This window comes from Acidovorax facilis (genome assembly GCF_023913775.1).
GTDB lineage: Bacteria > Pseudomonadota > Gammaproteobacteria > Burkholderiales > Burkholderiaceae_C > Acidovorax > Acidovorax facilis.
This window is the reverse complement of record NZ_JAMXAX010000144.1, coordinates 1-13,868: the sequence shown is the minus strand read 5'-3', so window position 1 is coordinate 13,868 and position 13,868 is coordinate 1. Positions and strand designations below refer to the sequence as shown.

At 66.3% G+C, this 13,868-nt stretch carries 14 protein-coding genes and 2 pseudogenes; 7 read left to right on the top strand and 9 right to left on the bottom strand.

Features of this window, described 5'->3' with window-relative positions:
- The 6 genes and pseudogenes from NFX52_RS25865 to NFX52_RS25845 all read left to right on the top strand — a co-directional run.
- Positions 1-122 (top strand): annotated as a pseudogene (locus NFX52_RS25865) (DUF2145 domain-containing protein); the annotation flags it as partial.
- A 78-nt stretch (positions 123-200) separates the two neighbouring features.
- Complete coding sequence (locus NFX52_RS25860) at positions 201-1,256, top strand: zinc ribbon domain-containing protein (RefSeq protein ID WP_055392907.1); 1,056 nt, start codon at positions 201-203, stop codon at positions 1,254-1,256.
- Positions 1,257-1,379: 123 nt separating this feature from the next.
- Positions 1,380-2,171: an acetoacetate decarboxylase family protein gene (locus tag NFX52_RS25855; protein WP_055392909.1), complete on the top strand. Its 792-nt coding sequence runs from the start codon at positions 1,380-1,382 to the stop codon at positions 2,169-2,171.
- A 4-nt stretch (positions 2,172-2,175) separates the two neighbouring features.
- Positions 2,176-2,607 (top strand): DUF2000 family protein, encoded by a 432-nt coding sequence (locus tag NFX52_RS25850; RefSeq protein ID WP_252635877.1) that lies wholly within the window; start codon positions 2,176-2,178, stop codon positions 2,605-2,607.
- Positions 2,598-2,918, top strand: a pseudogene (locus NFX52_RS31155) (AraC family ligand binding domain-containing protein); the annotation flags it as partial. The gene NFX52_RS25850 and the pseudogene NFX52_RS31155, both read left to right, overlap by 10 nt.
- 212 nt (positions 2,919-3,130) lie before the next feature.
- Complete coding sequence (locus tag NFX52_RS25845) at positions 3,131-3,412, top strand: helix-turn-helix transcriptional regulator (protein WP_289781631.1); 282 nt, start codon at positions 3,131-3,133, stop codon at positions 3,410-3,412.
- 73 nt (positions 3,413-3,485) lie between these two features.
- Here the strand turns inward: NFX52_RS25845 and NFX52_RS25840 are convergent, their stop codons facing one another.
- The 5 genes from NFX52_RS25840 to tgt all read right to left on the bottom strand — a co-directional run bounded on the left by NFX52_RS25840 (position 3,486) and on the right by tgt (position 8,648).
- Positions 3,486-4,883: a sensor domain-containing diguanylate cyclase gene (locus tag NFX52_RS25840; protein WP_055392916.1), complete on the bottom strand. Its 1,398-nt coding sequence runs from the start codon at positions 4,881-4,883 to the stop codon at positions 3,486-3,488.
- Positions 4,884-5,018: 135 nt separating this feature from the next.
- Complete coding sequence (locus NFX52_RS25835) at positions 5,019-5,588, bottom strand: LuxR C-terminal-related transcriptional regulator (RefSeq protein WP_055392918.1); 570 nt, start codon at positions 5,586-5,588, stop codon at positions 5,019-5,021.
- Between the two features lie 54 nt (positions 5,589-5,642).
- Positions 5,643-6,779 (bottom strand): GGDEF domain-containing protein, encoded by a 1,137-nt coding sequence (locus tag NFX52_RS25830; RefSeq protein ID WP_238385435.1) that lies wholly within the window; start codon positions 6,777-6,779, stop codon positions 5,643-5,645.
- Positions 6,780-6,889: 110 nt separating this feature from the next.
- On the bottom strand, positions 6,890-7,366 hold the full coding sequence (locus tag NFX52_RS25825; RefSeq protein ID WP_228899054.1) for a hypothetical protein: 477 nt from the start codon (positions 7,364-7,366) through the stop codon (positions 6,890-6,892).
- A 109-nt stretch (positions 7,367-7,475) separates the two neighbouring features.
- Complete coding sequence (tgt, locus tag NFX52_RS25820; RefSeq protein WP_055392939.1) at positions 7,476-8,648, bottom strand: tRNA guanosine(34) transglycosylase Tgt; 1,173 nt, start codon at positions 8,646-8,648, stop codon at positions 7,476-7,478.
- 109 nt (positions 8,649-8,757) lie between these two features.
- On the opposite strand from tgt, the gene NFX52_RS25815 reads away from it, so the two are divergent.
- The gene (locus NFX52_RS25815) at positions 8,758-9,237 is read left to right on the top strand and encodes a universal stress protein (RefSeq protein WP_055392923.1); all 480 of its coding nucleotides are present in this window, start codon (positions 8,758-8,760) and stop codon (positions 9,235-9,237) included.
- A 70-nt stretch (positions 9,238-9,307) separates the two neighbouring features.
- Here NFX52_RS25815 and NFX52_RS25810 read toward each other — a convergent pair whose 3' ends face one another.
- The 4 genes from NFX52_RS25810 to NFX52_RS25795 all read right to left on the bottom strand — a co-directional run.
- Positions 9,308-9,694, bottom strand: coding sequence for a hypothetical protein (locus tag NFX52_RS25810; RefSeq protein WP_055392926.1), 387 nt, complete (start codon positions 9,692-9,694; stop codon positions 9,308-9,310).
- Between the two features lie 368 nt (positions 9,695-10,062).
- Complete coding sequence (locus NFX52_RS25805; RefSeq protein ID WP_202907095.1) at positions 10,063-11,262, bottom strand: phospholipase A; 1,200 nt, start codon at positions 11,260-11,262, stop codon at positions 10,063-10,065.
- On the bottom strand, positions 11,259-11,612 hold the full coding sequence (locus NFX52_RS25800; protein WP_238385436.1) for a hypothetical protein: 354 nt from the start codon (positions 11,610-11,612) through the stop codon (positions 11,259-11,261). The genes NFX52_RS25805 and NFX52_RS25800 overlap by 4 nt, the downstream gene beginning before the upstream one ends.
- 179 nt (positions 11,613-11,791) lie before the next feature.
- On the bottom strand, positions 11,792-13,868 hold a 2,077-nt coding region (locus NFX52_RS25795; protein ID WP_252635876.1), incomplete at its 5' end, for an ATP-dependent helicase.

The following is a 13,868-nucleotide window of genomic DNA, read 5'->3' as shown; positions in this document are numbered from 1 at the left end:
ACCATCCGAACGAGAAGCGCTTCTCGGACCGCATCGAGACCGTCACGGTGGACTCGGTGCTGGCCTGGCTGCAGCGCACCCAGCTGGCAGCGCCTGCGGTGGTGCAGGTGCTGAAAAACTGAGTAAAAAAACGGCCTCTGCGCCTGCCTGGTAAGCGGTTGCAGCTATCAAATCAGTAGTATTTGAGGAGAGCAGTCACCATGAGCAAATCACTGCGTTTGTCCGAAAAATGGTTCCGCCGTGGCCTGTGGCTGGTGGCGCTGGTGTTTGCCAGCTTCCTCGTCGGCCTGGGTGGCACCATCGTGGGTGATTTGCCCAAGGTTGAGACCCCGCTGCGGGTGGACGACTTTCTGGACAAAGCCGCAGCCGACAAGCTGCGCGCCGAAGTCAAAACGGCGCGCCAGGCCGAGCAAGACGCGCAGACCGCGCTGGAGCAGGCCCAGCTGCAGCGCAGCAAGGTGCGCAGCGAGGTGCAGGCTGAGAGGGACAGCTTCAACAACTGGCTGTCCACCCGCAGCGCCACGCAGCGCGCCGACCAGGACCCCGAAGTGCTGGCGCGCACCCAGGCGCTCGATGTGCTCAAGCTCGCTGAACGCAAGACCCAGCAGGCGGTCGAGGCGCAGCAGCAAGCTGCGCTCGATGCCCGCCAGACCGCAGCCGCCCGGCAGGAGCAGTTGAACCGCATGGAGTCCGACGGCTACGTGAAGCTCAATGCCGAGCGCCGAAAGGTCGAGCTGCGGGTGTTTTTCTATCGCCTGGCCCTCACGCTGCCGCTGCTGGCGGCTGCGGGCTGGCTGTTTGTCAAGAAGCGCAAAAGCACCTACTGGCCGTTTGTGTGGGGCTTCATCTTCTTTGCGCTGTTTGCCTTCTTTGTGGAGCTGGTGCCTTACCTGCCCAGCTACGGCGGCTACGTGCGCTACGTGGTCGGCATTGCCGTGACGGCCGTGGTGGGGCGCTACGCCATCCTGGCGCTCAACCGCTACCTGGAGCGCCAGAAGCTGGCCGAGACCCTGCCCGACCAGGAGCGCCGCAAGGTACTGAGCTACGACGTGGCCCTGGCCCGCCTGGCCAAAAGCGTGTGCCCTGGCTGCGAGCGGCCGGTGGACCTGAAAAACGAGAAGATCGACTTTTGCCCCCACTGTGGCATTGGGCTCTTCGACCATTGCGGCCACTGCAGCACCCGCAAGAGCGCTTTTGCACGTTTTTGCCATGCCTGCGGCACGGGGGCGGGGGTGAAGTTGGCGAGCGAAGACTGACGCAGGTGAATCGGTCTTGTCCCTGGGCCCTGCCGCCCTGTGCGGCGCGTTGGGCCCCCTGCGCGCCTGCGATGTTCACATCCGTTCTATCGGAAGCGCGACTGACTGGCCAGAATCGTCGGCATGCATTCCCACCATTGGCCCCACCAAAGTTTCACCGCTCCCTTCACGACCACCGGCCGCTCCGCGCTGGTGCGTCCGCCACCCTGGCACTACGCGGGCTGGCTGCTCAACGTCGCCTTTCGGTTCGACGCACTAGCGGCGATGCCGCTGGTTCCTGATGCTGTTGGCCGGCCGGTGGGCACAGGGTGTGTGCACTTTGCCGACTGGCAGGCCTGTACAGACGGTCATGAATTGCTGGATCCAGTGCTGTCGCAGTACCGAGAAACCATTGTGGTGCTGGAGGTTGAACGGCCTGACGGGAGCCGCTGTATGTACTGTCCTGCCATCTGGGTTGACCAGGATATCTCCATGGTGCGGGGTCTGCTGCAGGGGTGGCCCAAGAAGATGGGCAGCACCTGGCTGACGCGCAGCTTGCCGCTGGACCACCCCGCAGCGGTACCTTTGCGCAGGGGGAGCAAACTGGGCGCCAGCCTTGCGGTGAAAGACCGCCGCCTGTTTGAGGCGCATGCGGAGTTCACCGGCCAGCCAGGGAGACCGCTGGGATTTCTGACGCAGGCGACCATTGGTGCCGTGGGCTGGGCCGATCTGCGGCAGCCTGAACAGTTTCCCGAGTTGGCGCTTGTCAAGCCAGACATCGTGGCACGCACGGGGGGCTGCTGGCATGAAGTCTCTGCCTGCCTTCGCATGGCTTCGCACCCGGGAGAGGACATTGGCCTGCTGGGCGACTTGGTGGTTGAGGACGCCAGTGCGGGCTGGTTGGGGCTCACCGTGGCGGGAGCGCGCGATGCCTGACGCGTTGTCTGCCCCTGCCGATCCGGCCAAGGTGGCCATAGTGCTGGCGGCGGATCTGGCGCCCGGGCCTGCTGCCAACATTGCCGCGTGCATTGCCGCAGGCTTGGCAGCCTCTCGTCCGGACTGGGCGGGCCGGGCGCTGGTCGATGCATCTGGATGGAGATCTGTGTCTTCCTCGCATGTGCCCATCACCATCCTGAAGGCGCCAGTGACTGCGATGAATGCGCTGCTCAGGCGCCTGACCGAAGGGCCAGCGCAGGACAATGGCCGTATTTCACTATTTCCAGCCTATGCGCATGCCATTCACGAAAGCAGCGAATACTGGCACCGCCATGGTCTGGTGTCGCACGCTGAAGAGCCGATGCTCGGTGTCGGTTTGGTCGGCGCAAAACGTTGGGTGAGCAGCATGACTGGGAGCCTGCCGCTATGGCGTTGAAGCGATCTGAAGTGCGACGGCTGCACCTGTCCGATCTTGCGCAGGTGCACCATCAGCAGCCTGAACAGGAGTGGGTGCCACACTGGCATGAAGAGTGGTCTTTCGGCGCTGTTCTGGAGGGTCAATGCTGCTGCAGCGTTGCCGGACGTCCGTTTGTCGCGCGTGCCGGTGATTTGATTGTGATACGGCCAGGTGTCGTTCACGTGGGGGCGCTGACCGATCCTGCGCACACAGGTGCCGTGCACCTGGTCATGCTGTATGTTCCGCCCCCCTATTTGGCACAGTGGGGTCTCGCAGGGCCTGAGCGCAGCGGGGCAATACGCGCCCCTGGGCTTGCTGGTGCAGCCGCGCGGATGGCCTGCGCAAACGATGTGCGAGCCTGGCTGGACAGCGCAGTGCCCCTTCTTGCCGATGCGCTACCGCTGGACCGAAGCGCTGCTGATCCCATCCCCACCAAGGCGGTACGCATGCTCATCGAGGGGGTGCGGTCTGCCGTCCTGGGGGCGAACAGACGGTCTCTGGGTTGGCGAGGCACTGCGCTGTCAGCCGGGAGCGTGTGCATCGAGTGCTCAGGCAATGGCTGGGCATGGCACCCCGGGAGTACTTGCGTGCCGTCCGTCTGCTCCGCGCAAAGCAACTGGTCATGAACGGAGAACCGGTGGCCTCTGTGGCCGCGGAATGTGGGTTCGCTGACCAGGCGCACTTCACGCGCTGGTTCCGGCGCACATTCGGCTACACGCCCGGTGACTTGGCGCGTGCGATGTCCCGTGACGCGGAGCGCGACCAGGCTGCATCCACAAAGTAGACACAGCACTCTTGTCTTGATCGCAGTGGGCGTTGGCAGCACCGATGCCTTGGCATCGACGCTGCGTTTTTCCTCATCCCACCATCACCCGGTTGCGGCCCTCTGCCTTCGCGCGGTACAGCGCTGCGTCGGCCGCCAGCAGCAGGGTGTCCATGTCGGCGTCCGAGCCCATGGTGGCGCTGTGCACCAGGCCAATGCTGACGGTGGCGCGTTGGGGGCCGCCCTCTACCGGGTCAGGCGCCTGCTGCTCCACGGCGCTGCGCACGCGCTCGGCAATGGCCTGGGCCTCGGTGGGGGACACTCCGGGCAGCACGGCAGCAAACTCCTCGCCACCCATGCGGCCCAGGGCGTCGTGGGGGCGCAGCGCGCGCGCCATGGTCTGGGCAATGCTGACCAGCAGCCGGTCGCCCGCGCCATGCCCGTGTTGGTCGTTGACCTGCTTGAAATGGTCCACGTCCACCATCATCACCGCCAGCCCGGTGGACTCGCGCTGGTAGCGTACCAGCAAGCGGTCGCCTTGTTTGAGCAGCGCGCGGCGTGCCAGGACACCGGTCAGGTCGTCGTGGCGCACGGCGTGGTCCAGGCGGCGCAGGGCTTCGGCGCGCGCCGCGCTGGCGCAGGCCACGGCGAGCGGCCCCAGTGCCAGCAGCGTGACGCCCACACGCAGCGAGAACACGTCGCTGGCATGGGCTGGCGTGAAGTTGAGCACGCCGGTGGCCACGCCGGCCATGGTCCACAGGCACACCACCAGCGACAGCAGGCTGGAGACAAACGGGCTGTAGCTGAGCGCGCACCACAGCAGCCCTGGCACCACAAAGGCCAGCATGCCGGGCCCCCCAATCACAGTGCGCACGCCTTCGGCCAGCAGCAGCGAGCTGACGGGTGCCACACGCCAGATCAGGGGCACCTCCTGCGTTGCGGGCGGCGGGTCGTCGGCGCGCGGCGCGGCCAGCACCACCGGCACGATGAGCATGTAGTTCATGAGTTCGGTGCTGAACCACAGGGACAGCAGGTCGGTCCACGGGCTGTTGAAGTAGACCGGCGCGGCGCCGCAGCCTGCCAGTGCCCCCACGGCACTGGCTGCCAGCGCAGCCAGCAGCAGGTAGAGGGCAGAGATGGTGCGTTGCAGGCGCCGGATGCGTTCGTCCAGCCGACGCAGCACCAGCCAGCCCGCGGTGGCGCCCAGCAGGTTGGCGCCGTTGAGCCACAGGGCCATGGACCAGGAGCTGCCCGTCACCAGGTCTGCCGCCACATAGCCCACGGCCGCAGCTACCCAGGCTGGCGGGCGCGCCAGCCTGGGATAACGCACCAGCAGCCCCAGCAGCAGCGCATTGGCGGGCCAGAAGACCGACAGAAAACCGATGGGCCGCGCAAAGATGCCCACCAGGCAGGCGGCGAAGATCAGCACGGACAAACCCAGCCAGGCCAGGGGCGGCGAAAGCGGGCGGTGGAGCAAAAAAGGGCGGTACATGGGGGCAGCAGTTGATGGGCGGGGAGCGGCGCGCGCGTCAGTGCCGATTGTCCCCGGGCCGGGTGCGCGGGAGACTCCGCAGCGTTGGCTGGGGAAACAATTGTTGATGATTGCCTGTGAGATCGTTGCCAGCTCTCAGGTGTTGCCCAGCAGCAGCGCCACCAGCTCCCCCGTGCTGCTGGCCCCCAGTTTGCGCATGAGCCGCGCGCGGTGGGCGTCCACCGTACGGTGGCTGATGTCCAGGTAGCGCCCGATCTGCTTGCTGGTGGCGCCGGTGACGATGTGCTGGGCGATTTCGCGCTCGCGCAGGGTCAGCGGCGTGCTCACGGGGCGGCGGTGCGAGATGTCCTCGAACATCCACACCGCCCGTGCAAACGGGTCCGACCGGTCCAGTGCCCGGCCCACCACGTGGCACCAGAACAGCGAACCATCGCGCCGTCGCATGATGCGCTCATCCGCATAACTTCCCGACGCCTTCATCGCCTGCAGGCCCAGGTGGCCCGTGTGGGTGAACTCTTCGAACGAGGGGTACAGCGGCGCCAGCGGCTGGCCCAGCAGCTCGGCCTGCTCGTGGCCGAACATGTGGGCAAAGGCGTCGTTGCAGATCTCGATGCTGCGCTCGCGCGTCACGCACATGCCCACCGGCGCCAGGTTAAAGGCCAGCTCCAGCGCTTCGTTCAGGGCGGCATAGGGCGGTGCGGGCATGGGGTGGGATTCTGCCGCAGGTCAGCGGCGCGGCTCGGGTGAGAAGGACCGGTTTCAGGCAGTGCGCTCGTGCGTTGTCACCACGCGGTTGCGGCCCGCGCGCTTGGCGTCGTAGAGCGCCCGGTCGGCCGCAGCCAGCCAGTCGGCCCAGGTTCCGCCGGCGGAGGTCACGCAGGCCAGTCCAATGCTCACGGTGATGGGGATGTCCTCGCCCAGCTCGGACAGCCGGATCTGCTGCACGGCCCCGCACAGGCGCTGGGCGATGGCGCTTGCAGCACTGGCGGCGGCGTCCGGCAGGTAGACCAGGAACTCTTCACCGCCCATGCGGGCCAGCAGGTCCGAATCGCGCAGCTGGTGGCGAAGTGCGTCGGCCGTGGCGACCAGCACGCGGTCGCCCGCCGCATGGCCGAAGCGGTCATTGATGTGCTTGAAGTGGTCCAGGTCGAGCTGCGCGATGGCGCTGCCCACGGGCAGCCGCGCGGGCAGCATGGACATGGCCCAGCGGCGGTTGCCCACGCCCGTGAGCGTGTCGGTCTGCGCCACTTTTTCCAGGCGCACTTCGGCGCGCTCGTTGGAGAGGGACGAGACCATGAGCGCAACGCCAAAGTGGCAGAACATCTGCACGGAGAATGCCAGCGCAAAACCCTGTGGGCTGGCGGTGTGCGTGGCGATGTACAACAGCTGCAGGGCAAAGGTGCCCGCGCTGGCCAGGAGCAGCCCGGCCAGCAGGGGACGCGATGGCAGGGATTCGGTGCGGCGGTCGTGCCACACCTCCCAGGCTGCCGCGGTCAGTGACACTGCGGCGGTCAGGTGGAAGGCGCCTGCGCGCAGCAGGTTGTCCAGCGGAAACTGCGTGACCAGGCCCAGCACCAGCCAGCCTCCGGGAACCAGTATCAGCACCGCAGGCAGGACGCGCCTGCGGCCGCTCAGTGCCCGTGCACCTGCCCAGAAGAGGGTGTACCCCAGTGCCCCGAGCAGCAGGCTGGTGTGGGTCCAGAACCAGAGCGGCAGCATGGAATATTCACCCTGGCCTGCCAGTTCGGCACCCACGGCGAGAAGCAGGTAGGCGGCTGCCAGGGGCTTGAGCCCTTGCGGGCGGCACGAATGGCGGCTGACATGAAAGATGCTCAGCGCCCCCGCCACCAGCGCGGTCTTGTAGAGCAGGAGGATGGTCGGGAGGTCAAGCTGCATACCCATGTCGCAATGCGGTGGCGGTGGGGGATGACGTTGGGGAGGGCTTTGCGGGAGCGCATATCTTGGCAGCAAAACAGCGGCGGGCGCTACCCTGGCGCTACCCAACATTACCTGGCGCGAAGCCTGTGCCAGCGCAGCCGCCATTGCCGCCGCACCACCCGCGCCACGCGCCATGCCCACGAGGCGCGGGCGCGCTCCAGCACCGCGTGCTTGAGGCGCATCCAGTGGGCATAGGTCCAGGCAAACCAGTGCAGCTGCATCAGGGCGGGCTGGGTCAGGCTGAACAGCCGCGCCACCACGGCGGTGCCCACCACCTTGGCCAGCACGATCACCAGCATGCCCAGCACCACATGCCCCCGGCCCACCGCCCACAGGGCCAGCAGCTTGACGGGCAGCAGCAGTGCCGTGGGCAGCAGAAACACCGCTACCGCCGCCCAGGGGGGCAGGGCGCGCACGCAGCCTTCAATCCAGCGCAGGCCGGGCCAGCGGCCGATGCGCGCCAGCAGGCGCTGCAGCGGCTCCCAACCCCATTCCTCGAACAGGATCAGCAGCGCCAGCAGCCCGCTGCCCAGGCCGGTCAGCATGCGGGCGGGCCAGCGCAGCAGGTGGTGCAGGAGATTTTGGATGATTTTGGCCTCTGGCGCTTATCTATCAAGCGCTAATAGCTATTATTTTCATAGCTATTGGCTGTGCTTACACGCCCCGTGCGCGCTCGGTCTTGAAGCGTGCTCGGAATTCGGCGAACGTGCCCGCGTCCAGCGACTCGCGCACCTCGCGCATCAGGTTCAGGTAGTAGTGCAGGTTGTGCACGGTGGTCAGCATGGGGCACAGCATCTCGCCGCAGCGGTCCAAGTGGTGCAGGTAGGCGCGGCTGAAGCCCTCGCGCCCGCCATCGTCCCACGACACGCCCGAACTGCCCGCGCAAGCGTAGCAGGTGCAGCTGGTGTCCATCGGCCGGTGGTCGGCCTTGTGGCGCGCGTTCCGGATCTTCAGGTCGCCAAAGCGCGTGAACATCGTGCCGTTGCGCGCGTTGCGGGTGGGCATCACGCAGTCGAACATGTCCACGCCGTCGGCCACGCCCTGCACCAGGTCTTCGGGCGTGCCCACGCCCATCAGGTAACGGGGCTTGTGTGCGGGCAGGCGGTGGGGCGTGTGGGCCATGATGTCCAGCATCTCGTCCTTGGGCTCGCCCACGCTCACACCACCCACGGCGTAGCCGGGGAAGTCCATCTCGACCAGGTGCTCCAGCGACTCCTGGCGCAGGTTCTTGAACATGCCGCCCTGCACGATGCCAAAGAGGGCGTTGGGGTTCTGAAGCCGCTGGAACTCATCGCGCGAGCGCTTGGCCCAGCGCAGGCTCATTTCCATGCTCTTGCGCGCCTCGGCCTCGGTGGTCTTGTGGCCCTTGGTCTCGTACGGCGTGCACTCGTCAAGTTGCATGACGATGTCGGAGTTGAGCGTGGTCTGGATCTGCATGCTCACCTCGGGCGACATGAAGAGCTTGTCGCCGTTGACGGGGCTGGCAAAGGTCACACCTTCTTCGGTGATCTTGCGCATGGCGCCCAGGCTCCAGACCTGGAAGCCGCCGGAGTCGGTGAGGATGGGCTTGTCCCATTTTTCAAAGCCGTGCAGGCCGCCAAAGCTCTGCATCACATCGAGGCCCGGGCGCATCCACAGGTGGAAGGTGTTGCCCAGGATGATCTGCGCGCCCATGTCGTGCAGGCTGCGCGGCATCACGCCCTTGACGGTGCCATAGGTGCCCACGGGCATGAAGATGGGGGTTTGCACCACGCCATGGTTGAGCGTGAGCGTGCCACGGCGTGCGTGGCTGGTGGGGTCGGTTTTGAGGAGGTCGAACTGCAGCATGATGGGCGGCATTGTCCCAGACAGGCTACCCTGACCTCGCTCAAGGTTATGGACGGGTTTTCGACGAGGCCGTGGCTACACTGGATCAAGGTACTACAAGGAGAACACCATGCTCAAAATCCTCATCGCCGTGGACGGCTCCGAACTCTCCCTGGATGGCGTGCACCACGCACTGGCGCTGGTGGGCCAGGGGCTCCAGGCCACCATGGTGCTGGCCAACGTGCAGGAGCCCGCCACGCTGTACGAACTGGTGACCACGCGCGACCCCGACCTGATCGCCGCCGCCAGCCTGGAGGCGGGTGACCATCTCATGGCGCCGGCGCGCGCACTGCTCGATGCGGCCGGGGTGGCTTATGAAACCGATGTGGGTGTGGGCGATGTGGCGCACACGCTGGTGGACATGATCGAGCGCTCGGGCTGCGACATGGTCATCATCGGCGCCAAGGGCCAGGGCGCCATCACCAGTGCGCTGCTGGGTTCGGTGTCGCAGGAGGTGGCGCATGCCAGCCCGGTGCCGGTGACCATCGTCAAACACGCCGAGGTGCTGGAGAACACAGACAGCGACATGGCCGAGGACTCGGAGGCCTGAGCGCTCCCAGAAAAGAAAAGGGCCGCTGTGTGCGGCCCTGATCGGGATCTTTGAGGAAGCTCGCCTGGTTTCAGGCTGCCTTGCGAAACGGCTCCGCAGGGCGCTGCAGCTTGCCGTGGGGCAAGGTGGCCAGGCGCGAGAACATGCGGCGCACATAGCCGCGCACCCACAGGCATTTGTTGAGTTCGTCCACCGGCAGTGGGCCCGACACCACCACGATGTCGTTGGCCATGTCCTGCGCCCCAGCAGCGCGCAGGCGGCGGCGCGTGTTGTTGGCCCAGGACTGGATGCGCGTGGGGCTGCCATGCTGGTGCACCTCGCCCGTGTGCGCATCGAACGCAATGGCCACCGTGTCGGTCTTGAGCTTGAACCTGCGCTCACCCGTGACGGCACTGGGCGCCTCGCGCATGTCGTAGAGGTAGTAGCTGCCTGCCTTGAGCTGGTATTGCATGTCCATGGGTGTGTTCCTCTTTGTCGGCATTGTCGAGGGCGCACGGTGCGGGCAATGGCAGGTAAAACGGTGGGAAAGGGGCTCTTTTTGAACGCCTCTCACAGATGGCCACGCCGGTTTCTGTGCGCGTGCCATTGTGGCGGCCTGTCGGCGCCTTCACACGAAACTTAAGGACGATGTCGTAACGAGTTGTGAACAATCCAGCGCGGAGTTCGCTGCGCTTTGCCTTGTGCGCAGCCTGTGAGACTGGCGCAGCCCCAGGCGCGGGCAGCCGAGCAAGGGCCGCCCTGCAGCGAGGGCTGCGTCCCCCTTCCCGAATGGCGCAGCCATTCGAGAGAAGGGGGAAGGTGCGCAGCGCCTCAGGGGGATGGACTCTAGAAGTCCACCAGACTCAACCCCACGCTGAACACCGTGCGTTTGCGGTTGTAGTCGATCATGCTGTCGCCGTAGCCGCTGAACAGCTGCGTGTGCAGGCGCAGGTTGCTCTTGTTGCCAAACAGGCCCGTGCCCACGGTCTGCAGCCATTCCAGGCGGACCGAGCCTCGGTCGCTGCTCGACAACGAGTGGCGCAGCGTGGCGCCCACCGTGTTCTCCTTGTTGACGTTCCAGAATGCCGACAGCTCACCCCGACCGATGTAGTCACTGATGCCGGGGTTGTCGTCGCTGCCCGAGCTTTCGGGGATGCGCTTCCAGATGCGCGCGTTCACGCTGACGCTGTTGCCCAGCTCCATGCCCGTCATCAGGTAGGCGCGGTTCCAGCTGCGCGACAGGGGCTTGCTCTGGCCGTTGGACTGGTGCACCAGTCCGATGCCGCTGTAGCGCCACTTCCAGCCAAACGGCAGTTGTGCCGTGGTGGGGTAGACATACATGACCTCGGGCTCGTGGTCGGTGGCGCGGAAGGGGCGCGAGATCTCGGGGGTGAACAGCTGCCAGTACGACTGCTGGGAGTAGCCGAACCACACCGAGTCCTTGAGCGTGGGATGTCCCTGGGTCAGCAGCCCTTGCGCAACCTTGGTACGCACCGACAGCTGGATGCGGTTCTCGGTGCGGCGGTAGGGCGTGGACTCGGTGGCCGAATGGTCGGCTGCATCCGACGTGGGCTGGCGGTTCACATTGCTTGACGCCACCACCGACACAGTGATGGGCCGGTAGCCCCGGAAGCTGAAGGTGCCGCAGTCGCTGCCCGACTCCAGTTCCCAGAAGCGCGAGAGGTCGCTGTACTGCGGATCGCGGCAGCCCTCGGTGCGGGCCACGTCAATCACACGGGTGGCGGGTAGCGTGGTGTCCACCGGGGGCGGCACGTCTGTCGAGGCCGACGCCGTGGCGCCAGGCGCGTTCCAGCCTTGCTGGTCGGTGGCCCACTGGTCAAAGCAGGCCAGGCGCGCCTGATTGTCACTGGACAGGGCGGCGCAGCGGCGCCAGGCAGCGTCGCCGCTCGGGGTGGCCGAGCCGCCAGCAGGCGGGGTCTGCGCCAGCGCGGCGCCGGCAGGCGTCAGCGCAGCGGCCACCAGCAGGGCCAGCGTGCCACGCCGGTGGCCGCCGCTGCGGCGAGGTGAGGCTGGCGCGGCCGTCATTGCCAGCCCACCTGCTTGCGCAGCACAAAAGGAGCCGAGGGGGCCGAAGGGGTGGGGTTGGCGTTGTTCCATGTTCCGCGTATTTCCTTGCCGCAACTTCCATCGACCACCTGGCCTGTCCAGGTGGCGCTGATGTTCGTGCCATTGATCGATTCTTCCAGCATCAGGTCGCCGCCATCGACGTCTCCGCTGACCTGCGCCGTGGCGCCATCTCTTTGCACGGTGCCACGCACGCTCTGTGCCAGCTCGGGATGCGGGCCCAGTTGCAGTGTGGCGGTGGCGCCAGGTGCATCCGGTGCTGCGCCCTGCAGTTGGGCCAGCCAGCGCCCTTGCAGGTGCTGGTGGTCCATGTCTGCCGCCGACGGGCATGCTGCCGTGGATTTTGGGTCATTTTGGCTACTGGCGCTTGTAGGATAAGCGCTGATAGCTATCAAAACAAAAGCAACCGCCAACAGCGGCGTGTGTCGGTGGGTGTCGGGCGCCATGGGTGGAGTGCGTTGTGGTGGGTGCCGTGGCTGCGGTGGGGCGCTCATTCCGGGGTGGCGGCTGCGGCTGCAGTGGCTGCGGTGGTGGCCTGGGCCTTGGCCGCAAATTCGGCGCGCAATGCCTTGAGCTTCTCGCGCGGATCTTCGCGGGCGGTGGTCTTGTCCAGGCCCATTTCGGCAATGAAGCGGCTGGGCTGCGCGGCCACCATCTCGCGGCCCTTCTTGCGCCGCTTGGTCCAGCTCACGGCCAGGGTGCGCTGGGCGCGGGTGATGCCCACGTACATCAGGCGGCGCTCTTCCTGCAGGCGCTGCAGCGTGTCGTCGCTCACCTTCTGCTGTCGGCCTTCGTCGTCGTCGAGCTTGAAGGGCAGCATGCCCTCGGTCACGCCCACCAGCACCACGTGCGGCCACTCCAGCCCCTTGCTGGCGTGCAGGGTGGAGAGCGTGACCATGTCCTGCTCCTGCTCGCGCTCGCTGATGGTGGACAGCAGCGCAATGGTCTGCGACACCTCCAGCAGGCTCTTGGTCTCCTTGGCCACCACGGCACCGGCCGTATCGTCGATCTGCCCGCCCGCGCGCTGGGCCATCCAGTCGCAGAACTCCATCACGTTGCTCCAGCGGGCGGCGGCCACTTTCTCGCTGTCTTCGTTGTCGTACAGGTGCTGCTCGTAGCCAATTTCCTTGAGCCATTCGTTCAAAAAGGCGCGGGCCTCTTCGGCGCCATGCGTGCGGCGCGCGCTGTACTCCAGGTAGTTGATGTAGCGGCCAAATTCGTGCAGGCCGTCCATGGCACGCTTGGGCACCGCCGCTGGCAGCATGCCGTTGAACAGCGCGCCGAACATGCTCTGCTTGTGCTGCGTGGCAAACGCGCCCAGAGCCGCCAGCGTGGTGTGGCCGATGCCGCGCTTGGGCGTGGTGATGGCGCGCAGAAACGCCGGGTCGTCGTCGTTGTTGATCCACAGCCGGAACCAGGCGCACAGGTCCTTGATTTCCGCCCGGTCAAAAAAGCTCGTGCCGCCCGAGACCTTGTAGGGAATATTGGCCTTGCGCAGAGCCTTCTCGAACGGCTTGGCCTGGTGGTTGGCGCGGTACAGGATGGCAAAACTCTTCCAGTCCGGCGGCGGGTTGCTGGCCGCACGCAGGCTCTGGATGCGGGCCACGGCGCGCTCGGCTTCGTGTTCTTCGCTGTCGGCGTCCACCACCCGCACGGGCTCGCCTTCGCCCAGTTCGCTGAACAGGGTCTTGGGGAACAGCTTCGGGTTGGGCCCGATCACGTTGTTGGCCGCGCGCAGGATGGCGCTGGTGGAGCGGTAGTTCTGCTCCAGCTTGATGACCTTGAGGTGGGGGTAGTCGATGGGCAGTTTTTTCAGGTTGTCCAGCGTCGCGCCGCGCCAGCCATAGATGGACTGGTCGTCGTCGCCCACGGCGGTGAAGTGCCCCTTTTCGCCCACCAGCAGCTTGAGCAGTTCGTACTGCGTGGCGTTGGTGTCCTGGTACTCGTCCACCAGCACATGGCCCAGGGCGGCCTGCCACTTGGCTCGCACCTCCGGGAAGTCGCGCAGCAGCCGCAGCGGCATGCCGATCAGGTCGTCAAAGTCCACGCTCTGGTAGGCCGCCAAGCGCTCTTCGTAGCGGGCCATCAGCGTGGCGATGATGCGTTCGTTGTCGTCCGCCGCCTGGGCCAGCGCCTGCTCGGAGGTCAGGCCCATATTCTTCCACTTGCTGATCACCCACTGCCACTGGCGCGCGGTGGCCATGTCGGTGGTGCCGCCCGAGGCTTCCTTCAGGATGCCCGTTACGTCATCGGCGTCGAGGATGCTGAACTGGGGTTTGAGGCCCAGCACATGGCCGTCCTCGCGCACCATGCGCACGCCCAGGGCATGGAAGGTGCACACCAGCACATCCTTGGCGCGTCGGCCGATCAGGCCCTTGGCGCGCTCGCGCATTTCGGCGGCAGCCTTGTTCGTGAAGGTGATGGCCGCAATGCGCTTGGGGTCCATGCCCTTTTCGATCATGTGGGCGATCTTCATGGTGATCACCCGCGTCTTGCCCGAGCCCGCCCCGGCCAGCACGAGGCAAGCCCCGTCGGTGTAGTGGACAGCCTGGAGCTGGGCGAGATTG